The sequence below is a fragment of the Streptomyces sp. NPDC008121 genome, assembly GCF_042957155.1.
Lineage (GTDB): Bacteria > Actinomycetota > Actinomycetes > Streptomycetales > Streptomycetaceae > Streptomyces.
On the sequence record NZ_JBIBHT010000003.1, the window covers coordinates 546,589 to 568,050 of the forward strand.

Consider the following 21,462-nt stretch of genomic DNA (forward strand, 5'->3'; position numbering starts at 1 on the left):
CTTTAAGGTATCACGACGCGGGGGTGGTGCCTGACCAGGCCTCTCAGCCGCTCGGCGGGCTCGCGCTGCTGGACGGTGTCGTCCCCGGCTTGGGGGCGTTGCCGGCCGGCTTCTGGTCCGCGGGCTTCTGGTCGGCCGGCTTGTCCGCCGGCTTCTGGCCGGCGGGCTTCTGATCCGCCGGCTGTTCCGACTTCAGCTTGGCCCCGGCTTCCGCCGCCCTCTCGAGCGCCTGCTGCAGGGCGTCCTGCGCCTTGCCGTAGGCCACCCAGTCACCCTTCTGCAGCGCGGCCTCACCGTCGTCGTACGCCTTCTGCGCGTCGGCGATGGCCTGCTTCAGGGCCGCGTCGTTCGTGCTCGGCGTCGTCGGCGGGGTCGTGCCCGGCTGCTCGGGCTGCGGCGGTGCCACACCGTCGACTCCGAACACCTTGTTCAGCGCCTCGGTGAGGTTGTTCTCGAACACCGTGGTGTCCTTGGTGGTGTCACCGGCCGGCTGGTCGGCGTCCACGTACGACACCGCGACCTTCTTCAGCAGCGGATAGAGCGCGTTGCGGCCCTGGGCGTACACCGGCTCGACGTAGAGGAAGCCTCCGTCCAGCGGCACGGTCAGGAGGTTGCCGTACTGGATGTCGGAGTCGGCGCCCTTCATGTCCCGGACGAACTGGGCCACGTCCGGGAGGCCGTTGAGCTTGCTCTGCACCTGGGCGGGGCCCGGGACATCAGAGGTCACCCTCAGCAGATTTATGCGGCCGTAGTCCTTGCTGCGCGCGTCGGCGTCGACCGCCATGAAGCCGCCCAGGTTGGGCCGGCCGTTCGGGGTGAACGTCGTCGTGAGCGAGAACCGCTGCTGCGTGTCCCCAGGCATCTTCATGCTCAGGTAGTACGGCGGGACCGCGTTGCCGTCCTTGTTGGTCGGGTCGTCCGGCACCTGCCAGGCGTCCGAACCACTGTAGAACTGCGCCGGGTTGGTGACGTGGTACCGCGTGAGCAGCTCCCGCTGGACCTTGAACATGTCCTGGGGGTAGCGCAGGTGCTGCATGAGGCTCGGCTTGATCGCCGAGCGCGGCTCCACGGTGTCCGGGAACGCCTTCATCCAGGTCTTCAGGACCGGGTCCTTGGTGTCCCACTGGTAGAGGGTCACCGAGCCGTCGTAGGCGTCGACGGTGGCCTTCACCGAGTTGCGGATGTAGTTGACCTGGTTCTGCTGGGCGACCACCGCGCGCTGCTGGTTGCCGACCGTCAGCGCGTCGGCCGTGGTCTCCCCGAGCGTGGTGCGCGAGGCGTACGGGTAGCCGTTGGTGGTCGTGTAGGCGTCGACGATCCACTGGATCCGGCCGTCGACGACGGCCGGGTAGGCGTCACCGTCGATGGTCAGCCACGGGGCGACCGCCTCGACGCGCTCCTTGGGCGTGCGGTTGTAGAGGACCCGCGAGCCCTCGCCGATGGCCCCGGAGTAGAGGATCTGCGGCTCGCTGAAGGCGACCGCGTAGGCGGCGCGGTTGAAGGTGCTGGAGAGGTCGACCCCGCTCTTGCCGTCGTAGCTGGTGGTCTTCTCGCCGTTGTCCTCGTAGTCCAGCTCCTTCTGCGGGCCGCCGACGATCGAGTACTGGTCGGTCTTCTCCCCGTAGTAGATCCGCTGCTGGTACGGGCCGAGCTTGCCCGTGGTCGGCAGGCCGGCCTCGGTGAAGATCGGGGAGCCGTTGGCGTCCGTCTGCGTGCCCGCGGCCATGATCGCGCCGTAGCCGTGGGTGTACGTGAAGTGGTCGTTGATCCAGTTCCGCTTCGGGATGCCCTTGATGTTGAGCTCACGAAGGCCCACGACGGTGTCCTGACCGGCGTAGCGGTCGATGTCGAGGGTGGTCGGGAACTGGTAGTACTTCCGCTTCTGCTCCAGCTGCTGGAACGTCGGCGACACGATGTTCGGGTCGAGGACGCGGTAGCTGGCCGCCGTGTCGGCGTCCGTGCGGAGCTGGTTCTTGTTCTTGACGGTCGACTTGCCGGAGTAGTTCTCCGGCTTCGTGCCGTCGATGGCGTACGCCTTGCGGGTGGCGTCGATGTTCTTCTGGATGTACGCCGCTTCCTTGGCCTGCTCGTTCGGCTGGACCTGGAACTTCTGCACGATGGCTGGGTACAGGCCGCCGATCAGGATCGCCGAGAGCACCATCAGACCGAAGCCGATCACCGGCAGCTGCCAGGTGCGCCGCCAGAGCGTCGCGAAGAACAGCAGGGCACAGATCACCGCGATGCAGAACAGGATCGTCTTCGCCGGCAGGTAGGCGTTGGCGTCGACGTAGCGCAGGCCCGTCCAGTTGCCCGCCGCCTTGAAGTCGCTGGACTTCACGGCGAGGCCGTACCGGTCGAGCCAGTACGCCACGGCCTTCAGTGTCACGAAGACGCCGAGCAGGACCGACAGGTGGCCGGTCGCGTGGGCCGTGGCGCGGGCGCCGGGGCTGGTGACGCGCAGTCCGCCGTACAGGTAGTGCGTCAGCGCGGCGGCGACGAGCGACAGCACGGCGGCGGCGAAGCCGAAGGCGAGCAGGAAGCGGTACCAGGGCAGGTCGAAGGCGTAGAACGCCACGTCCAGGCCGAACTGCGGGTCCTTCTGGCCGAACGGCACCCCGTTGACCCACATCAGCCACGTGCGCCACTGCCCGGAGGCGGAGGCTCCGGAGATCAGGCCGATCAGGGCCGAGATCGCGAGGAGCACCCACTTCTTGTACGGGGCAAGCCCCATGCGGTACCGGTCGAGGCTCTGCTGCTCCATCGACATCGCGCTCAGCGGGGGCCGCAGGCGGTGCGCCAGCCAGATGTTCAGGCCGACGACGACGCTCATGAGCAGCCCGAAGACCAGGAACAGTCCGACCTTGGTCCACAGGGTGGTGGTGAAGACGGACGAGTACTGGACCGAGCGGTACCACAGCCAGTCCGTCCAGAACCCGGCGAACATGACGAACGCCATGGCCAGAACGGCCAGCACGCCCAACGTCATGAGCAGGGTGCGGGCCCGCCGGGACGGCCGGCCGACTCTGATCCTTGGCCCGGACGGGCCGCCGCCTCCGCGGTCCGGCATCTGGAAAGCCAACGTGCGCCCCTCGAGGTTGATGCGTCGATAAGCAGGCCCCGCGATCGTAGAGCCCACTGGTGCAACTTACTGAGGCTTTACCTAGTTCCCGTCTTCGGGGCAGGAGGAGGCAGGATGTCATCCATGTCCAATGTTTCCCCCTCCGGCACCCCCATGGCCGCCAGCCCCCTCACCCGCGCGGTGCTCGAGATCGACGAGTACGCCTCCGGCCTCGGCTGGGACCGTCCGGCCCGGCTCTTCGCCCTGGTCGACACCGCCCGACTGCGTGCCCAGGAGCCGGGACTCGCCTCCCAGCTGGGCCTCCAGGACGGCGCGGCAGCCGCCGCCTACACCCCGATCGAGCAGGAGGAGCTGCCGGCCGGCAAGCCCCTCGACGAGTTCCTCGGCACGATCGCCTGGCCCGACGCGGTGGCGGGCTGCGCGCTGACCGTGGAGCGGCTGATGCTGCCGCCGTCGGCCGAGGCGTCCGTGCCGGACGGTCTCGACGAGGCCGGCCTGGGCAGGTGGGTGGCGCGCCACCCGGACCGCCAGGAGGTCCGGATGACGGTGGCGGTCCTGCGGGACGGCGCGCGCGAGGCGGCGATCCGGCTCCGCGAGAAGGACTCGCCGAACGAGGTGCTGACGGGTGCCGATCTGGTGCCGGGTCTGGCCGGCGCCCTGGCGGCGACGTTCGAGTCCTGATCCCTGGGGCTGCCCGCGGCCTTGTCCGGGGCGTCCGTGCGAGCCCGTACGGTGCCTCATGGAGCTGGGTACGCGGAAAGGGGCGCCCCGGTCGGTGACCGGGGCGCCCCCTCGCGTGCGGGGGTGGGCGGCTCAGCTCGTGGAGCAGCTGGGCAGGCCCTTGGTGTCGCCCGCGCGGAGCTTCTCCAGGGACGCCGTCGCGTCCTTGATGGTGTTCACCTTGATGAGGGTGAGGCCTTCGGGGATGTCGGAGGCGGCGGACTCGCAGTTGTCGGCCGGGGTGAGGAAGTAGCGGGCGCCGGCGTTCCTGGCGCCGACGAGCTTCATCTCGATCCCGCCGATCGGGCCGACCTTGCCCGTCTCGTCGATGGTGCCCGTGCCGGCGATGAACTTGCCGTCGGTCAGGCTCTCGGGCGTCAGCTTGTCGACGATGCCGAGCGCGAACATCAGTCCGGCGCTGGGGCCGCCGACGTCGGCGAGCTTGATGTCGACGGTGAAGGGGAAGACGTGGTCGGTGCCGGCCTGGATGCCGACGATGGCCCGGTCGCCCTCCTTCGACTTGGCGGTGGTCAGGGTGATCTCGCGGGTGGTGGTCGGCTCCTTGCCGGCCTTCTCCGCGGCGGCGGCGTCCCTGGCGGGAACGATCGTGAAGACGACCTTCTCGCCGGGCTTGCGCTTGGTCACCTGCCCTGCGACGTCGCCGGGCTCCTTCACCGGTGCGCCGTCGACGGCCTTGATGACGTCTCCGGCGTGCAGCACACCCTGGGCCGGGCTGTCCTTCACCACGGAGGCGACGACGACCCGGGTGGTCACCGGGATGCCCAGCTCACCGAGGGCGGCGACCTTCGCGCTCTCCTGCGACTGGGAGAACTCCTCGGCGTTCTCCTGGGTCGACTGCTCCTCGGTCTTGCCGTCCGGGTAGAGGGTCTCCTTGGGGACCACCACGTTGTCGTGGGCCAGCCAGCCGTAGATCGCCTCGACCATGTTCATCCGGTAGTCGGCGCTGGTGACGCGGACGGTCGTCATGTTGAGGTGCCCGTCGGTCGGGTACGTCCGGCGACCGGAGATCTGCAGCACGGGCTCTCCGCGGGCCTCGCCGAGGGTGTTGACCGTGGGACCGGGGCTCATCTCCGCGTACGGCACCGGGACAAAGACGCCCACACAGAGCAGAGTGATGAGGACCAGGGTGGAGGCGAGCATCGTCGCAGTGCGGCGTGGCATGGAACGACAGTACGGGACCGGTCTGTGAGTGCACCTGTGGGGCGGGTCCGTACGAGGCGGGCGGCGGAGGGGCCTCAGCCGGAGACGTGGCTGCTGCGCACGGCGGACGACGCAGCCGTCGGCGCGACCTCGGTCAGTTCGGTCAGCTCGCCCGTCGTGCCGGCGGCGGAGCGCTCCATCGCGTCCCGGAAGCGGGCGTAGCCGGCGAGTTCGGCGACGTCTCCGGTGGTCTTGTCGCGCGAGGCCCAGCTTCCCCATATCGCCGAGCCGACGACTGCGAAAAGCGGTATGAGCAACCAAGTGAGCGCTGCCATCCCGACCTCCCATCCCCGTGAGCGACCGCACCGGCCGTGCGGCCGATCAGCAGATTAACGATCCGCTGCTTCAACGCTGCCGCCGGGGCCTCGGTTACGCAAATCGGGCGTTCGGCTACGGTCCGTCGGCGCGGCGGCTTGCCAGGCGTTCCGCCTACCCCGCCCACCGCGCCCCACGCTTCCGCGTACTCCATCCGGGGGTGCCGAGGCAGGGGCCCGCAGGCCTGTGCCCGAGGCTCAGCAGGAGCCGACCCACTCTTCGGTGCCGTCCGAGAACTTCTGGTGCTTCCATATGGGGACCTCGTGCTTGAGGTCGTCGATGAGCTTGCGGCAGGCCTCGAACGCCTCGCCGCGGTGGGGGCAGGAGACCGCGACGACGACCGCGATGTCGCCGATGCCGAGGTCACCCACCCGGTGGACGGCGGCCAGGGCGCGGACCGGATAGTCGGCGACGACCTTCTCGGCGACACGGCGCAGCTCGGCCTCGGCCGACGGATGACTCGAATAACCGAGCCCGTCGACGTCGGCGCCCCCGTCGTGGTTGCGCACGGTGCCCACGAAGAGGGTCATGCCGCCGGCGGCGGCGTCGCCCACCGCCCGGAAGACCTCGTCGACCGAGAGCGGGGACTCCCGGATCGCGAGCAGCTTGATCGGGTCGGCGGCGGCCTGCTCGCCGGGGTGGTCATGGGTGCGTGCCATGGTGCCCATGGTGCCGTACCGCACGGACATCCCGGAATTGCGGTTTCGACCGGCTGTCCCGACCCTCCGTAGGAGGGTCCTACAGGCCGCGCCGCTTCCGTGCCCGCCGTACCAGCGCCGCCGTGCCGAGCAGCGCCACCGTCGCACCGGCCGCGCCGGCCGCCGTCGCGTCCTTGCGGCCGAGCCGCCGGCCCGCGAGGGTGTGCCGGCCCTCGACCTCCTCCAAGAGCGCGGCGAGCACCTCCTCGTTGGTCCAGCGGGGCCGCCACCCCGCGTCGTGCAGCCTTCCGACGCTCACCACCCACGGGTGCATGGTGTAGGCGAGGTCCCCGGCCGGTGACGGGGTGAGGCCGATGCGGTGCAGCCGCGCGGCGGCGCCGAGGGCGACGGCGGAGGGCAGCTCCATGCGCCGGATCCCGGACAGCTCCTCCACCTCCTCCTGCTCCAGCCAGCCGTCGCAGCCGACCGCGAACTCCCCCTCGACCTTGCCGAGCGCCGCGTACTCCAGCGCGCTGACCAGGTCGTCCACGTGACAGAACTGCCAGGTGGGGCGGGATCCGGCGACGACGAGCAGCCGGGGCGACTCGAAGTAGCGGGTGAGGGCCGTGTCCGTACCGCCGACCAGGACGGCGGGCCTGACCACCGTCACATGGAGGCCGGGGTGGGCACGGGGCGCGCGGCGGCCGAGCCGCTCGATCTCCAGCATGTCGCCGACACCGGTGGCCTCGGCGGTGGCCCGCAGCTCGGCGTCCTCCGAGAGCGGGATGTCGTTGTCGGGCAGGGCGCCGTAGACCATCGCGGAGGTGCAGAGCACCACCCGGTGCACCCCGGCCGCGGCGGCGGCCGTGAGGACGGTCTGGGCGCCGCGCACGTTGTAGGCCGTTCGGGCGGCGGCGTCGGATTCGAGATCGAGGTCGACGGCGAGGTGCACGACCACGTCCGCGCCCCGCAGCTTCTCGGCGATGGCCGGGTCGCGGACGTCGAGGATGTGCCACTGCGCCTCGGCGACCTCGCCGCGCCGCTCGTCGATGGCGACGACCCGCTTGATCTCTTCCGACGCGGCAAGGCGCCTGGTCAGCAGGTCGCCGACCCCGGAGGCGGCGCCGGTGACCGCGACGACGGGGCCGCGCCCGGCGGACCGGGTCGAGTGGTTTCGCGCTGCGCGAACCTGAGGATCTGGGGAACTCACCGGGCGTCTCCAGCGGTTGTCTTCAGTACGTACCCGAATGACGCGTACGTACCAGGTGGCGTCCATCCTGCCGCAGGCCACGGCCCGGCGGAGCACCGAGCCCATATCCGGCCCGGATGTCTACGCTGGTGGTGTGGAGAAAAGGGCAGTCGCCGTCGGCAGGAAGCCGACGGCCCTACGAGCCGAGGAAACCTGTGAGTGACACCCCATTCGGATTCGGCCTTCCGCCGGAGGAGCCGGAGAACGGCGACGAGGGCAAGAAGAAGGACCCCGCCGGAGGTGGCCAGGGGTCCGGTGACCAGGGCGGGGGCAACCCGTTCGGGGCCAATCCGTTCGGGTTCGGCGGTCTGCCCGGCGGCCAGGGCGGCGCCGACAACCCGTTCGCGGCGATGTTCGGCTCGCTGAACCCCAACGACCTGGGCGCGGCCTTCCAGCAGCTCGGCCAGATGCTGAGCTATGAGGGCGGTCCCGTCAACTGGGACATGGCCAAGCAGATCGCCCGACAGGTCGTCGCGCAGGGCACCGCCGACGGCACGAAGGACGCGAGCGTGGGCCCGGCCGAGAAGTCGGCCGTGGAGGAGGCCCTGCGCCTCGCCGACCTGTGGCTGGACGGTGTCACGTCGCTGCCGTCCGGGGCGAGCACGGCCGTGGCGTGGAGCCGCGCGGAGTGGGTCGAGGCGACCCTGCCCGCGTGGCAGCAGCTGGTCGACCCGGTCGCCGAGCGCGTCGGCACGGCGATGGGCGATGTGCTGCCCGAGGAGATGCAGGCCATGGCGGGCCCGCTGATCGGCATGATGCGCTCCATGGGCGGCGCCATGTTCGGCCAGCAGATCGGCCAGGCGGTCGGCGCGCTCGCGGGCGAGGTCGTCGGTTCGACCGATGTGGGCCTGCCGCTCGGGCCGGCCGGCAAGGCGGCGCTGCTGCCGCTGAACGTCGAGGCGATCGGCAAGGACCTGGGCGTCCCGAAGGACGAGGTGCGGCTGTATCTGGCGCTGCGCGAGGCGGCCCACCAGCGGCTCTTCGCCCACGTCCCGTGGCTGCGGGCACATCTGTTCGGCGCGGTCGAGGGGTACGCCCGCGGGATCAAGGTCGACACCTCCAAGCTGGAGGACGCGGTCGGCCAGCTGGACCCGACCCACCCCGAGCAGCTGCAGGAGGCCCTTCAGCAGGGCATGTTCCAGCCGGAGGACACGCCCGAGCAGAAGGCGGCCCTGGCCCGACTGGAGACGGCGCTCGCGCTGGTCGAGGGCTGGGTCGACGCGGTGGTCCACGAGGCCGCCAAGTCGCGGCTGACCTCGGCGGGCGCGCTGCGGGAGACGCTGCGGCGGCGCCGGGCGAGCGGTGGGCCGGCCGAGCAGACCTTCGCCACGCTGATCGGTCTCGAGCTGCGTCCGCGCCGGCTGCGGGACGCCTCGCGGCTGTGGGCCTCGCTCACCGACGCACGGGGTGTCGACGCGCGCGACGACCTCTGGGAGCACCCGGACATGCTGCCGACGGCGTCCGACCTGGACGACCCGGACGGCTTCGTCCACCGCGAGCAGCTGGACTTCTCGGAGCTGGACAAGATGCTGGGCGAGGCGGCCGACAAGCGCGACCGCGGCGCGGGCACCGGGAACGCCGGCAAGGGCGGCGTCACGGGCGACGCCGAGGACGATGCCAAGAACGAGGGCGAGACCGGCAAGGGCGGCTCCGAGGACGGCAAGGGCGACGACGCGACGTGAGCCTGCACGAAGACGCCGGCCTCGTCCTGAAGGCGTACGACAGCGCGGACGAGGCCCAGCAAGAGCTGCGCCGGGTCTATCTGGAGCACCTGGACGCCCACCCCGACGGCATGTGGAAGGCGTGCGGGGCCGGGCACCTGACGGCCAGCGCGCTGGTGGTCGACCCTGAGCGGGGCCGGGTCCTCCTCACGCTGCACCGGAAGCTCGGCATGTGGCTGCAGATGGGCGGCCACTGCGAGCCGGGGGATCCGACACTGGCCGCGGCGGCGCTGCGGGAGGCGACGGAGGAGTCCGGCATCCCCGGCCTGACGCTGCTGCCCGGCGGCCCCGTGCGGCTCGACCGGCACCCGATCCCCGCGCCCTGCCACTGGCACCTGGACGTGCAGTACGCCGCGCTGGCGCCGACCGGCGCGGTGGCGGAGATCAGCGACGAGTCGCTGGACCTGCGCTGGTACGCGTACGAGGAGGTGGCGGCCGTCGCCGACGCGTCGGTGGTGCGCCTGACGGAGGCCACGCTCGCCCGGCTGTAGCGAACCTCCCCGCCGCCGGCGCGGGGTGACGTGAGGGCGTGCGGAACGCGTGTCAGGGGCGGTCGCCGTGGCGACCGCCCCTGACACGCGCGCGGTGTTCAGTTCCAGGCGTTGTTCTGGTTCTGCGCGTGTGCGCCGTGCTGTCCCGCGCCGAACTGGGCCGCGAGGCCCTGGCCGATGGCGGCGTTCTGCGGCGGCATGACCTCGCTGGGCTGGACCAGGGCGAAGCCCTGTCCGAGGAAGCTGAGCTCCCAGCCCTCGCCCGTGTCGCCGCGGCGGCGGCGGACGTTGGAGTTCGTCGTCTGCGCCTGCATCTGCACCCGCAGCCCGGTGGACCAGGCGACGATCGCGTCCGCGTCGACGTTGACGTACTTGTCGGGCGTCACGTGCATCATCAGCGGCTGCCCGGAGGTCATCAGGGCGACCTTGCCGCGGCCGGAGATGTTGAGCTGGTACTTCCCGGAGCCGGAGATGCCGTACTGGCTGTCCACGGCGATGACCTCGGCGTGCAGGGTCGAGTCCAGCGCCAGGACGTAGGAGCTGTCCACGGTCATGCCCTCCTGCTCGACCTCCACGACGTGGACGTACTGGGCGAGGTTGGCGAAATAGACCGTGCCCTGGCCGGAGCAGCGCATCAGGTCGAGGCCCTCGCCGGTCCTGGCGCGGGACCGGCGCTGGCTGGGCGTCTGGTACTCCCCGTCGAAGTCGACGAGGCCCTGGTAGGCGACCATCGCGCCCTTGCGGGCGAGGATGTCGTCCTGGCCGGTGAGCGCCACCCGCAGCAGCTGCGGGTTCTGGACGACGTACCGTTCCTGGCTCTGCTGTTCGGCGTGGTTGAAAAGCGGGCTCTGCATGGTTGTTCTCGCTCCCCCTCAGCCCCGGATCCGCAGGCGGTCGGTGCTGTCCTCGCTCGGCTGTACGACGACGATGCCCTGGCCGGAGAAGGCCATCTGGTAGGCCTCGCCGCTGCCCCGCCCGATCAGGGAGGAGGCCTTGAAGCTGCGCTTGCCCTTGACCTTGAGCGCCGGCGACCAGGCGACGAGCGCGTCCGGGTCGACGTACGTCTCGTCCTCGCCGCGGCCGCAGTCGACGACGATCGGGGTGCCCCGGGAGGTCAGGGCGACCCAGCCGGTACCGGCGATCTCGACGTTGAACAGGCCCTGGCCGGCGAACTTCGCCAGCCCCTTGACCCGTTCGACGCCCCACTGGAGGTGGGCGTCGAAGGCGAGGATGTTGGAGCCGTTGACCGACAGGGAGTCGTTGTTCAGGTTGATCACGACGACGTCCGCGCCGTAGTCGGCGAGGTAGAGCAGTCCGTCGCCGGAGCACTTCATGATGGGCGCGCCCTCACCGGTGGCCCACGCCTGCGCGACCTGGCGGACGGCGGGCGGGTTGGGCTCGTAGGTGATGAAGCCTTCGTAGGCGACCATCGAGCCGGTGCGCGCGTACAGGTCCTGGCCGGAGGCCATGGCGACCTTGAGCATGGCGCGGCCGTGGTTCTCCATGCGGGCGGCCATCGGGGTCGGGGCGAAGCCCGCGAGTTGCTGGTTCATGGTTCGGGCTCCCTCAGACCTCGTACGGCTGGACGACGATGAAGTTGCCGGGGGCACCCCGGAACTGGAGGTTGACGGTCTCCCCGCTGTGGCCGGGGTACGCGTTGCGGCGCAGCCGGACCTGGCTGGAGAGGATCACCTGCGAGGCGGACGACCAGGCGACGACGGCGTTGCAGTCGGCGAAGGTGGTCGGCGTGACCGGCAGCACCACGGGGATGCCGTGGGTCTTCACCACGACCGTGCCGGTGCCCTGGAACTGCATGGTGAACAGCGCGCCGCCGGGGATGCCGTGGCCCTCGATCCTGCGGACTTCGTACTGCAGCGACTCGTCGAAGGCGAGGACGTTCTCGGCGGAGACGCAGATGCCGTCGCCCTGCAGCTCGATCGGGTGCAGGTGGGCGCCTTCCTCGGCGAGGAAGACCTGGCCGCGGCCGGTACAGCGCATCAGCTGCATCTCCTGGCCGGTGGCGTTGCCGACGATCCGGCCGGTGAAACCGGCTCCCTTGTGGCCGAAGTCGACCTTGCCCTGGTACATGACCATGCTGCCCTGGCGGGCGAGGACGGGCACGCCGCCCATGGCGAGGTCGACCCGCATGAGCTGCTGGTTCTGCGGGGTCCACCGGGCCCCGGTCGCCGTCTCCTTGTACGGCTGGAGCGCGGCGGCGAGCCCGGCACCGGCGGCGGGGGCTCCCTGGGGGACCCCCATGCCGGCCGGCGGCATGCCCGCGGGGGGCTGCTGGCCGAACGCGGGCTGACCGTAGGGAGCGGGGGCCTGCTGCCCGTACGGGGCGGGGGCCGGCTGGCCGTACGGCGACGGCGCGGCGGGCGGTGCGGTCTGGCCCGGGACCTGACCGAACTGCGGCTGCGGCTGCGGCGGCTGACCGTACGGCGCCGGAGCGGGGGCGGGCGGCGGGGCCAGGGGCGCGGCCATCGTGGGCGCCGCGTGCACCGGGGCCTGCGGGGCCGGCGCGGGAGCACCGAACGCGGGGGCCGGCTGGGGCACGTGCGGCGCGGGGGCCGGGGCGCCGAAGGCGGGCGGGGCGGCGGCCTGCGCCGGCGCGCCGAAGCCCGGCGCGGCCTGCGGGGGCTGCGCGGCCGGCTGGTCCTCGGCGACCTCGCCGCCGAAGTTCCGCAGCAGCGCGTCCAGGCCGCCGTCGAAGCCCTGGCCGACGGCGGCGAACCGCCAGACGTCCTTGAGGTAGAAGTCCCCGAGCATCACGGCGCGCTCGGTGGTGAACTCCGCGCCGGTGAAGGCGTACCGGACGACCTCCTCGCCGCCCGCCACCACGCGGATGTAGCCCGGGCCGATCTGCGACATCTGGCCGGCGCCGTCGATCGTGGCCGTGAACGACAGCTTGTGGATGTTCGCCGGGATGCGGTCGAGCGTGACGCGGAAGGACTCGGTGTCGCCGGACTGGGCGCCGAGCAGCTGGATGGACTCCTCGGGCGACTTCGGCTGGTTGAAGAAGATGAAGTACCGGTCGTCCGAGAGCTGCTCGTCGGCGTCGAGGCCGAAGCAGCTGATGTCGAAGGACAGCCCGGGCGCCGCGATCTGCACACCCACGTACAGATCGGTCCCCGGTGTCAGATCACTGATCTTGGCCTTGTGGCCGCGTTGGAATTCCCTGGCCATGCGTAACGACCGTCCCCCATCCCGAAATGTGAATGCGTCGCGTCAGGCTAACGGCTGTCTGTGACATTGAGCCAAGCCGGTACACATTCGGTACAGGATTGTCGCGGTCACTCCTCGTGGGCGCCGGGGAGGTGCGGCAGGCGGTCGGCGGCGACGACGCCTTCGAGGTAGCCCCGGGCACGCTCGGTGCGCGGATACGCCTCCAGGAGCCGCCAGAACCGGGGTCCGTGGCCCGGCACCAGGAGGTGGGCCAGCTCGTGGACCAGGACGTAGTCGACGACGTACTCGGGCATGCCCTGGAGCCGGTGCGACAGCCGGATGCTGCCCTCGGACGGGGTGCAGGAGCCCCAGCGGGTGTTCTGGTTGGTCACCCATCGCACGGAGGCGGGGCGCGCCCGGCCGTCGAAGTACTGCTCCGAGAGCCGTTCGGCCCGCTCGTTCAGCTCGGCGTCGCCGAGGACGCGCTTGCTCTCCTGGGCGGCGAGCTTGTCCAGCATGACCGACACCCAGCGCTGCTCCTCGGCCTCGGACATCCGGGCCGGGATCAGCACGATCGTCCGGTCGCCCTCGCGGTAGGCGGAGACGGTCCTGTTCCGCCGGGGGCTGCGGCGGACCTCGACCGCACTGGTCCCCGGGCCGCGGGGCGGCGGCTTCCTTGTCACGCTGCGCTGTGGGTCGGCGGGCACGGGCCCGACGTTACCCGCTGTCAGCGGGGGAAGTCCCGCCTGCGGGTCGGTTCGGCCGTGATGCCGTCACGCGGCGCACCAATTGAATGACTAATACCCCGGGGCTGTGGACAACTTTTTCCGCCGGTCGCCGTTCCCGGGCAATGTGATCGCAGAGCAAGATCACGGGTCGAGATCACGGGGCGAGATCACGGGGGCGGATATGCATCCGATGGTGAAACCGGCGCTGAGGCGCGCCTGGCGCAATCTGCAGAGCGTGCAGTTCGGGGCCACACCGGCGCACGCGGTCCTGGTCGGGCCGCTGGACACGACCACCGGCAGCTTGCTGGGGCTGCTCGACGGCACCCGCGGCATCGAGCTGCTGCGCGCGGAGGCCCGGGCGCTGGGGCTGCCGGAGGGGCAGCTGGAGGCGCTGCTCGGCCGGCTGGCCCGGGCCGGGCTGATCGCGGACGCCACCGCGCACCGCCCGGGGAAGCCCGGAGCGGCCGGGCGGACGGACCCGGCGCTCGATCCGCTGCGGGCCGACCTCGCGTCACTTTCCGTGGTCCATCCCGAGCCGGACGGGGCGGCACGGCGCCTGGCCGCCCGGCGGGCCCAGCGGGTCCAGGTGCGGGGAGCGGGCCGGGTGGGCGCGGCCGTCGCCGCCTTGCTCTCGGCGTCCGGGGTGGGCCGCGTGGAGGTGCTGGACGCGGGCTCGGTGGAGTCGTGGGAGGTGTCGCCCGGCGGGCTGCCCGCCGAATCGGTCGGCGAACGGCGGGCGGTGGCGGCGCGCCGGCTCGTGCGTGCCGCCGCCCCGGGAGGCAGGGCGCCCCGGCCCGCGGCCTGCGGCCCGGGTGAGAGCGGCCGGGAGCCGGGACTCTCGCTGGTCGTGGTGGCGCCTCGGGACGGGCTCGGGGCGTACGTCCCCGACCCGGTGCCGGCGCACGGCTGGATGGCCACCGGCACCCCCCACCTCTACGCGGGGGTGCTGGAGGCCACCGGGGTCGTCGGCCCGCTGGTGCTGCCGGGCGAGACAGCGTGCGCGCGGTGCGTGCAGGAGGAGCGCACGGACCGGGAGCCGGTGTGGCCGCGGCTGCTCGCCCAGTGGCGCTCGGGCCCGCCCCACGCGCTGCCGGCCTGCGACATGTCACTGGCGACCGCCGTCGCGGGGATGGCCGCCGCCCATGCGCTGTCCTTCCTCGACGGCGAGTCACCGGCGACCGTCGGCGCCCGGTGGGAGGTGTCGCTGCCGGTGCTCGAGTGGCGTGCGGAGCAGGTGAGGCCGCATCCCGCGTGTCCGTGCGGAGCCGTACGTAACAGAGAAGGGGAGCGCGCCTCGGGGGCCGGGTCGGCGCAGGACACAATGGCGGGGTCACCGTCCTGCGCGGCACGCAGTCTGGGAATTGGAGGGGCGTATGTCTGATCTTCCCCGAAAGGCGGTCACCCGGACCGCCAAGTTGGCCGCGTTGCCGCTGGGCTTCGCCGGACGGGCCACCTGGGGCCTGGGCAAGCGGATCGGCGGCAAGTCCGCCGAGATCGTCGCCCGCGAGCTGCAACAGCGCACGGCCGAGCAGCTCTTCAAGGTCCTCGGCGAACTGAAGGGCGGGGCGATGAAGTTCGGGCAGGCCCTGTCCGTCTTCGAGTCGGCGCTCCCCGAGGAGGTGGCGGGGCCCTATCGGGCGGCGCTCACCAAACTGCAGGAGGCCGCGCCGCCGATGCCGACGCGGACCGTGCACGGGGTGCTGGAGGAGCGGCTCGGGGAGGCGTGGCGGGAGCTGTTCCTGGAGTTCGAGGACAAGCCGGCGGCCGCGGCCTCGATCGGGCAGGTGCACCGTGCGGTCTGGCACGACGGCCGTGAGGTCGCGGTCAAGGTGCAGTATCCCGGGGCGGGCGAGGCGCTCCTGTCGGACCTGGCGCAACTGAGCCGGTTCGCGCGGCTGCTCGGCCCGCTGATTCCCGGGATGGACATCAAACCGCTGATCACCGAGTTGCGCGACCGGGTCTCCGAGGAGCTGGACTACGCCCTGGAGGCGGAGTCCCAGCGGGCGCACGCCGAGGAGTTCACCGACGATCCGGACGTGGTGGTGCCGGCGGTGGTGCACCAGTCGGAGCAGGTGCTGGTGACGGAGTGGATCGAGGGGATCCCGCTCTCCGAGGTGATCGCCGACGGCACCCAGGAGCAGCGCGACCGGGCCGGTCAGCTGCTCGCCCGCTTCCTCTTCTCCGGCCCGGCCCGCACCGGCCTGCTGCACGCCGACCCGCACCCGGGCAACTTCCGGCTGCTGCCGGGCGGCCCGGACACCCGGGACGACGGCGGTCCGGAGAGCTGGCGGCTCGGGGTGCTGGACTTCGGCACGGTGGACCGGCTGCCGGGCGGCCTGCCCGAGACGATCGGCGCCTGTCTGCGGATGACGCTGGACGGCGACGCCGAGAGCGTCTACGCCACGCTCCGCGAGGAGGGGTTCGTCAAGGAGTCCATCGAGCTCGACCCGGACGCGGTCCTCGCGTACCTCCTGCCGATCATCGAACCGGCCGAGGTGGACGCCTTCGGATTCTCCCGCGGCTGGCTGCGTGCCCAGGCCGCCCGCATCGCCGACCTCCGCTCCCCCGCGCACCAGTTGGGCAAGCAACTCAATCTGCCGCCGTCCTATCTGCTCATCCACCGGGTGACGCTGAGCACCATCGGTGTGCTCTGTCAGCTGAACGCGACGGTGCGGCTGCGCGACGAACTGGAGGAGTGGCTGCCCGGCTTCCTCGCCGAGCAGGAGGAGCCGACGGAGGGGTGAACGTCGGAGGGGCAGGGGACGGGCGGCGGGCGCTCACCACCAGGTGGAGTCGAGGCGTCCTTCGATGGACCTGATGTTCTCTCGGGCGCAGGTGTCGCAGAGGTAGCGGCGGGTGCCGTCCTCCAGGGACCAGGTCCAGGTCACCGGCAGCTCCTCCGCGGTCTTGCCGCAGTGGGCGCACACGACGGGCTCCTCGGGTGTCCGGGCGTCTGTCACGGGGGTGACGATAGTCCCGCGGAGGCACCGGCGGTACGGCAACGCACCGCGGGGGCCGGTCCGTTCGGACCGGCCCCCGCGGGGTTCTTCCAAGTCAGTTCATGACGGCCATGGCCAGCGCGCGCCGGGCGCGCAGCGAGACGCGCTCGGCGCGCCGCTGCATCCGCCGGGCGGCGACCAGGCGCTGGGCCTGGCGTTCCGCGTCGGCTTCCCGCAGGCGGTCGTGCATATGCGCACGAGCCAGGGCTTCTGGGATGAGTTGCATTTCGCGGGTCCTGTTCTGACGCGAGGCGTTCGCGCCGGTGATGGAAACGTCAGGGGTGGCGGAGCCGGACGGCTCGCTCGTGGAAGAGGTCATCGGGGCCTGCTTCTGGGGATCGTGCGTGAGGGGTCGGTCGATGGTTCCGGTGATGTTCATGCCATGACCGGGTTCTTGCGCGGACGGCCACGCGGCCGCTTGCGGGCGACGACGACACCCTGGACGAAGAGCTCTCCGCCCCACACACCCCACGGCTCACGCCGCTCCTTGGCGCCGGCGAGGCAGGCCTCCATCAGCGGGCAGGTGCGGCACAGCGACTTGGCGTACTCGACGTCGGCCGGGGACTCGGCGAAGAAGACCTCCGGGTCGAACGAACGGCACGGGACGGGTACGCCGAGGTTCTCGATGGCGTCGTCGAGCGCGGTGAGCGCGGTGAGGGGGGTGAGCGCGGTCAAGGTGGAGTCCTCCGTGAGGCCGGGCGGGGGGATCGTTTCGGAAGGCGGTACGGACGGGGCGTGCGCTTCGAGTTGCACGGGGTGTCTTTCCTCGTCTGTTGTTCCGGCCTGTTGGCCGGGGGTTCGGCTGGTACCGGGTCTTGCTTCGTCCCGAGGCCCCTTCGCTCCGTCATCCCCGTTCGGGGACAAACAGAAGGGCCGCGGATCCCGGGTGGGGTTCCGCGGCCCTGAAGGCGCCGGCCTGATCGAAGATCAGGCTGGATCACTCCAGGGTTCGAGCCCACGGAAGGCCCACATCGTGTGGTGGTGCGTCTGCTGCTGGGTTCCGGCACCGGTCGCCGCAAAGCCATAGGCCGTGGCCTTGCCTGCTGCTACTCCTGCTTCCAGTGCCTTGGTCGGTCGCTCATTGCGCTCCATGACGGGAAGAGCCGCCAGGAGGGCCGCGGGCCGCAGGGCCGCGGCACCGGCCAGGCCGGCGCCGGACATACCGGTGCCAGGAAGACCGCTGCCAATGAGGATCGAACCGGAGACGACGAGCGAGCAGGTGGAGACGACCGAGCGATCGGTCATTTTGTCGGTGCTGACGAAGCTGACGTTGGTGCCGTTGATGTTGCTGATCACTGGAATCGCCTCCTCTCGGCGTCTCGGAGGGCTCGGTGTGAGCCGGACCCTCATGTTTATTTGGACAAGTACAGCACGAAGACAGGGCTTCGAAGAAGCCGCTGTTTCCGTGGTTAAGAACCTATGGGGCTTGACGGGGCGTACGCAAACTATTTTTCCGACGAGTTTTCCTCAGGGTCCCTCGACGACTCCTACAGGCGCCTGACCTGCCTCTTCACCCGGCTCCTCGCCCGCGCAGAGGGCCAGGACGGCGGCGCCGAACCGGTCCAGCTTACGGGCGCCCACGCCGGAGATCGAGGCCAGCTCGCCATCGCTGGACGGGACGCACTCGGCGATCGCCATCAGCGTCTTGTCGGTGAAGACGCAGTACGCCGGCTGCCCGAGCTCCTTGGCCTGGTCGGAGCGCCATTCACGCAGCCGCTCGAACAGCGCCTCGTCCATGTCCGAGGGGCAGCCCTCGCAGCGCATCAGCTTCATCTCGCCCGCCTCGGTGAGCGTGGCACCGCAGACACGGCACAGCACCGGGCCGCGCCGCTTGCGGCGACCGCCGCCGCTCCCCCGGTCGACCGAACCGCCACCGCCCGCGCCCGCCGCCCCGAGGGCCCCGGAGCCCGGCCGCAGCCCCTTGAGGAAGCGGCTGGGGCGCCGGGAGGCGCGGCCGCCCGGAGCCCGGGAGAGCGCCCAGGAGAGCGAGAGGTGGAGCCGGGCGCGGGTCACGCCGACGTACAGCAGCCGGCGCTCCTCCTCGACCTGCTCGTCGGTCTTGGCGTACGTGATCGGCATCATGCCTTCGGTGAGGCCGACCAAGAAGACGGCGTCCCACTCCAGGCCCTTGGCCGCGTGCAGCGAGGCGAGGGTGACGCCCTGAACGGTGGGGGCGTGCTGGGCGGCGGCCCGTTCGTCGAGCTCGGCGACCAGGTCGGAGAGGGTCGAGCCGGGCTTGGCGCGGGCGAAGTCCTCGGCGAGCCGGACGAGGGCGGCGAGCGATTCCCAGCGGTCCCGGACGGCGCCCGAGCCGGCGGGCGGCTCGGTGGTCCAGCCCTTGGTGGAGAGCACCGCCCGGACCTGGGAGGGAAGGTCCTCGGCGTCGTCGAGCAGCGAGTCGTTCCCCCCGGCGCGGGCGGCGCCCCGCAGGGCGATGCCGGCCTCGCGCACCTCCTGGCGCTCGAAGAAGCGCTCGGCGCCGCGCAGCTGATAGGGCACACCGGCGTCGGCGAGGGCCTGCTCATAGACCTCGGACTGGGCGTTGATGCGGTAGAGCACGGCGATCTCGCCGGCCGGGACGCCCGCGGCGATCAGGTCGCGGATGCGGCGGGCGGTGCCCTCCGCCTCGGCGGGCTCGTCGGCGTACTCGGTGTAGGCGGGCTCGGGGCCGGGGTCGCGCTGGGAGATCAGCTCCAGCCGGTGCTCGGCGGCGCGGCCGCGCGCCTGGCTGAGCAGGCCGTTGGCCAGGTGGACGACCTGGGGGGTGGAGCGGTAGTCACGGACCAGCTTCACGACGGTGGCGTCGGGGTGCCGGGTGCGGAAGTTCAGCAGGTGGTCGGGGGTGGCACCGGTGAAGGAGTAGATCGTCTGGCTGGCGTCGCCGACGACGCAGAGGTTGTCCCGGTCGCCGAGCCACAGGTCGAGCAGGCGCTGCTGCAGCGGGGAGACGTCCTGGTACTCGTCCACCACGAAGTGCTGGTACTGGCGGCGGATCTGGTCGGCGATGTCGTGCCGGTCCTGGAGGATGCCGACGGTGAGCAGCAGCACGTCCTCGAAGTCGATCACCGAGCGGTCGCGCTTGAGCTGTTCGTACATGGCGTAGATCTGGCCGATCTCCGCCGGGTCCCGGGGGGCCTCGCGCACGGACTTCGCGACGGCCGCCGGATAGTCGGCGGGGACGGTCTGGGTGACCTTCGCCCACTCGATCTCGCCCGTGACGTCACGCAGCTCGTTCCGGTCGAGCCGGACGCGGCAGCGCGCGGCGGCCTCGGCGACCAGCTGGATCTTGCGCTCCAGGAGCCGGGGCAGATCACCACCGACGACTTTCGGCCAGAAGTACTGGAGCTGGCGCAGCGCGGCGGAGTGGAAGGTGCGCGCCTGGACGCCGCCCGCGCCGAGCTCGCGCAGCCGGCCGCGCATCTCGCCGGCGGCCCGGTTGGTGAACGTGACGGCCAGCACACTGCCGGGCTGGAGTATGCCCGCCCGCACGCCGTAGGCGATGCGGTGGGTGATGGCCCGCGTCTTGCCCGTGCCGGCTCCCGCCAGCACGCACACCGGGCCGTGCAGGGCCAGGGCGACCTCGCGCTGCTCGGGGTCGAGCCCGTCGAGCACCGCGTCGGCCGAGTCCGGGACCCGCGGGAAGAGAGTGGAGTGCGTTGCTGCTGTCACCCCGCCATGCTGCCAGGTTCGGCGGGGTGCGTGCGGCGCGTCGTCCACAGGCCCGGGGCTCCGGTCATATGAATCGGTCGCGGCCCGGGGCGCCGGGAATGGTCGGGCGAGCGCGTACGTTCTCCTCCTCGGCACCCATCCGCGAACAGAGGAGCGCCAGGTCATGCAGGGCACTGTGACGATGTACAGCACCACGTGGTGCGGCTACTGCCGTCGGCTGAAGGGCCAGATGGACCGCGAGGGCATCGCGTACACGGAGATCAACATCGAGCAGGACCCCGAGTCGGCCGCGTTCGTGGAGAAGGCCAACGGAGGCAACCAGACCGTACCGACCGTGCTCTTCCCGGACGGCTCGACGCTGACGAACCCGTCGCTCGCCCAGGTCAAGCAGAAGGTCGGCGTCTGAGCGGACGTCGCGCGCGTACGAAGGAGCCCCCGTCCGGCGTTGCCGGGCGGGGGCTCTTTTCGGCCAGGGCCGTCTGACGGCGGCGCCCCAGGGGTTCAGGCCGGGTCGCCCGGCTTCGGCAGAGGCTTGCCGTACCAGAGCTCGATCAGGCGGGAGGCGATCGAGATGCCGTACGGGGGCAGGACCTCGCCCGACGCGAAGGCCGCCGTCAGGTCGTCGCGGGAGAACCAGCGGGCCTCGTGGATCTCCTCGCCGTCGACGGTGATCTCGGAGGACGTGGCGCGCGCGAAGAAGCCGAGCATCAGGCTGGAGGGGAAGGGCCAGGGCTGGCTGGCGACGTACTCGACCTCGCCGACCGTGACGCCCGCCTCCTCGAAGACCTCGCGGGCCACGGACTGCTCGATCGACTCGCCGGGCTCGACGAAGCCCGCCAGCGTCGAGAAACGGCCCTCGGGCCAGTGGACCTGCCGGCCCAGCAGCGCGCGGTCGTGCTCGTCCGTGACCAGCATGATCACCGCGGGGTCGGTGCGCGGGTAGTGCTCGGCGCCGCAGGCCTGGCAGCGGCGGATGTGCCCGGCGGCGGCGATGACCGTGCGCTCGCCGCAGCGGGAGCAGAAGCGGTGGAGGCGCTGCCAGTTCTCCAGGGCGACGGCGTGCACCATGAGTCCCGCGTCGCGGGGCGAGAGCAGCAGACCGGCCTCGCGCAGTCCGGCCGGGCGGGCGGACTGGTCCATGCGGCCGGGCAGGGAGTCCTTCTGCAGGGCGAAGTAGGAGACGCCGTCGGCGTCCGTGCCCAGGAAATAGCGGTGGGTCTCGGTGACCGGGGCCTCGAAGGCCGGGGTCATCACCAGCTCGGTGCGGCCGTCGGGGGTGTCGTCGATCAGCACCTGGCCGCCGGAGACGACGAAGACGCGGGTCTTGGGGTGGCTCCAGGCCGCGGCCAGCCAGGCCTCGTCGAGACGGTGGTGCGCCGCGCGGTCGATGCCGCTGGGGGCGGTGAGCCCGATCGGTCGGGCCGCGGTATCGGTCTCGTGGTTCATGCTGCTCACAGGTGCTTCCAA

General features: G+C 71.5%; 21 protein-coding genes. 6 read left to right on the top strand and 15 right to left on the bottom strand.

From position 1 onward, the window contains the following. Positions 1 to 43: 43 nt before the first annotated feature. Positions 44 to 3,067, bottom strand: a complete 3,024-nt coding sequence (locus ACFZBD_RS12515; RefSeq protein ID WP_391139318.1) for a UPF0182 family protein — start codon at positions 3,065 to 3,067, stop codon at positions 44 to 46. A 135-nt stretch (positions 3,068 to 3,202) separates the two neighbouring features. Between ACFZBD_RS12515 and ACFZBD_RS12520 the strand changes: the two genes are divergently transcribed. Next, positions 3,203 to 3,760, top strand: coding sequence for a PPA1309 family protein (locus ACFZBD_RS12520; protein WP_391139319.1), 558 nt, complete (start codon positions 3,203 to 3,205; stop codon positions 3,758 to 3,760). Positions 3,761 to 3,892: 132 nt separating this feature from the next. Here ACFZBD_RS12520 and ACFZBD_RS12525 read toward each other — a convergent pair whose 3' ends face one another. The 4 genes from ACFZBD_RS12525 to ACFZBD_RS12540 all read right to left on the bottom strand — a co-directional run bounded on the left by ACFZBD_RS12525 (position 3,893) and on the right by ACFZBD_RS12540 (position 7,183). Beyond that, complete coding sequence (locus tag ACFZBD_RS12525) at positions 3,893 to 4,981, bottom strand: PDZ domain-containing protein (protein WP_391139320.1); 1,089 nt, start codon at positions 4,979 to 4,981, stop codon at positions 3,893 to 3,895. Positions 4,982 to 5,055: 74 nt separating this feature from the next. Next, a complete protein-coding gene (locus ACFZBD_RS12530; RefSeq protein ID WP_391139702.1) occupies positions 5,056 to 5,295 on the bottom strand; it encodes a hypothetical protein in 240 nt (79 codons plus the stop codon). Positions 5,296 to 5,532: 237 nt separating this feature from the next. After that, the gene (locus ACFZBD_RS12535) at positions 5,533 to 5,994 is read right to left on the bottom strand and encodes a molybdenum cofactor biosynthesis protein MoaE (RefSeq protein WP_391139321.1); all 462 of its coding nucleotides are present in this window, start codon (positions 5,992 to 5,994) and stop codon (positions 5,533 to 5,535) included. A gap of 79 nt (positions 5,995 to 6,073) precedes the next feature. Continuing rightward, a complete protein-coding gene (locus ACFZBD_RS12540; RefSeq protein ID WP_391139322.1) occupies positions 6,074 to 7,183 on the bottom strand; it encodes an NAD-dependent epimerase/dehydratase family protein in 1,110 nt (369 codons plus the stop codon). 194 nt (positions 7,184 to 7,377) lie between these two features. Here ACFZBD_RS12540 and ACFZBD_RS12545 point away from each other — a divergent pair, with 194 nt between their 5' ends. Further along, entirely contained in the window at positions 7,378 to 8,904 is a 1,527-nt protein-coding gene (locus ACFZBD_RS12545; protein ID WP_391139323.1) for a zinc-dependent metalloprotease, read from the top strand. Continuing rightward, entirely contained in the window at positions 8,901 to 9,434 is a 534-nt protein-coding gene (locus ACFZBD_RS12550) for an NUDIX domain-containing protein (protein ID WP_391139324.1), read from the top strand. Before ACFZBD_RS12545 ends, ACFZBD_RS12550 begins: the two co-directional genes overlap by 4 nt. Before the next feature lie 98 nt (positions 9,435 to 9,532). On the opposite strand, the gene ACFZBD_RS12555 is transcribed toward ACFZBD_RS12550, so the two are convergent. The 4 genes from ACFZBD_RS12555 to ACFZBD_RS12570 form a co-directional block, all read right to left on the bottom strand. Beyond that, positions 9,533 to 10,288, bottom strand: coding sequence for an AIM24 family protein (locus ACFZBD_RS12555; protein ID WP_391139325.1), 756 nt, complete (start codon positions 10,286 to 10,288; stop codon positions 9,533 to 9,535). Between the two features lie 18 nt (positions 10,289 to 10,306). Beyond that, positions 10,307 to 10,987, bottom strand: coding sequence for an AIM24 family protein (locus tag ACFZBD_RS12560; protein WP_391139326.1), 681 nt, complete (start codon positions 10,985 to 10,987; stop codon positions 10,307 to 10,309). A gap of 13 nt (positions 10,988 to 11,000) precedes the next feature. Continuing rightward, the gene (locus ACFZBD_RS12565; RefSeq protein WP_391139327.1) at positions 11,001 to 12,620 is read right to left on the bottom strand and encodes a TerD family protein; all 1,620 of its coding nucleotides are present in this window, start codon (positions 12,618 to 12,620) and stop codon (positions 11,001 to 11,003) included. Between the two features lie 107 nt (positions 12,621 to 12,727). Beyond that, positions 12,728 to 13,306, bottom strand: a complete 579-nt coding sequence (locus ACFZBD_RS12570; protein WP_391139328.1) for a SprT-like domain-containing protein — start codon at positions 13,304 to 13,306, stop codon at positions 12,728 to 12,730. Positions 13,307 to 13,508: 202 nt separating this feature from the next. On the opposite strand from ACFZBD_RS12570, the gene ACFZBD_RS12575 reads away from it, so the two are divergent. Continuing rightward, positions 13,509 to 14,708 carry a TOMM precursor leader peptide-binding protein gene (locus ACFZBD_RS12575; RefSeq protein WP_391139329.1) on the top strand — a complete coding sequence of 400 codons (1,200 nt, stop codon included), beginning with the start codon at positions 13,509 to 13,511 and terminating at the stop codon, positions 14,706 to 14,708. Next, positions 14,701 to 16,071 (top strand): AarF/UbiB family protein, encoded by a 1,371-nt coding sequence (locus ACFZBD_RS12580; RefSeq protein WP_391139330.1) that lies wholly within the window; start codon positions 14,701 to 14,703, stop codon positions 16,069 to 16,071. Before ACFZBD_RS12575 ends, ACFZBD_RS12580 begins: the two co-directional genes overlap by 8 nt. A 33-nt stretch (positions 16,072 to 16,104) precedes the next feature. Here the strand turns inward: ACFZBD_RS12580 and ACFZBD_RS12585 are convergent, their stop codons facing one another. From ACFZBD_RS12585 to ACFZBD_RS12605, 5 genes are all read right to left on the bottom strand, one after another. Beyond that, positions 16,105 to 16,287, bottom strand: coding sequence for a hypothetical protein (locus ACFZBD_RS12585; RefSeq protein WP_391139331.1), 183 nt, complete (start codon positions 16,285 to 16,287; stop codon positions 16,105 to 16,107). A gap of 94 nt (positions 16,288 to 16,381) precedes the next feature. Further along, positions 16,382 to 16,705 (bottom strand): hypothetical protein, encoded by a 324-nt coding sequence (locus ACFZBD_RS12590; RefSeq protein WP_391139332.1) that lies wholly within the window; start codon positions 16,703 to 16,705, stop codon positions 16,382 to 16,384. After that, positions 16,702 to 17,079, bottom strand: a complete 378-nt coding sequence (locus ACFZBD_RS12595) for a WhiB family transcriptional regulator (RefSeq protein ID WP_391139333.1) — start codon at positions 17,077 to 17,079, stop codon at positions 16,702 to 16,704. Before ACFZBD_RS12595 ends, ACFZBD_RS12590 begins: the two co-directional genes overlap by 4 nt. A 174-nt stretch (positions 17,080 to 17,253) precedes the next feature. After that, positions 17,254 to 17,622, bottom strand: coding sequence for a hypothetical protein (locus ACFZBD_RS12600; RefSeq protein WP_391139334.1), 369 nt, complete (start codon positions 17,620 to 17,622; stop codon positions 17,254 to 17,256). A 171-nt stretch (positions 17,623 to 17,793) separates the two neighbouring features. Then, the gene (locus ACFZBD_RS12605) at positions 17,794 to 19,995 is read right to left on the bottom strand and encodes a UvrD-helicase domain-containing protein (protein ID WP_391139335.1); all 2,202 of its coding nucleotides are present in this window, start codon (positions 19,993 to 19,995) and stop codon (positions 17,794 to 17,796) included. 163 nt (positions 19,996 to 20,158) lie between these two features. On the opposite strand from ACFZBD_RS12605, the gene ACFZBD_RS12610 reads away from it, so the two are divergent. Then, entirely contained in the window at positions 20,159 to 20,401 is a 243-nt protein-coding gene (locus ACFZBD_RS12610) for a mycoredoxin (protein WP_328905725.1), read from the top strand. A 95-nt stretch (positions 20,402 to 20,496) separates the two neighbouring features. Here the strand turns inward: ACFZBD_RS12610 and nudC are convergent, their stop codons facing one another. Continuing rightward, positions 20,497 to 21,441 (bottom strand): NAD(+) diphosphatase, encoded by a 945-nt coding sequence (nudC, locus tag ACFZBD_RS12615; protein ID WP_391139675.1) that lies wholly within the window; start codon positions 21,439 to 21,441, stop codon positions 20,497 to 20,499. Positions 21,442 to 21,462 lie beyond the last annotated feature (21 nt).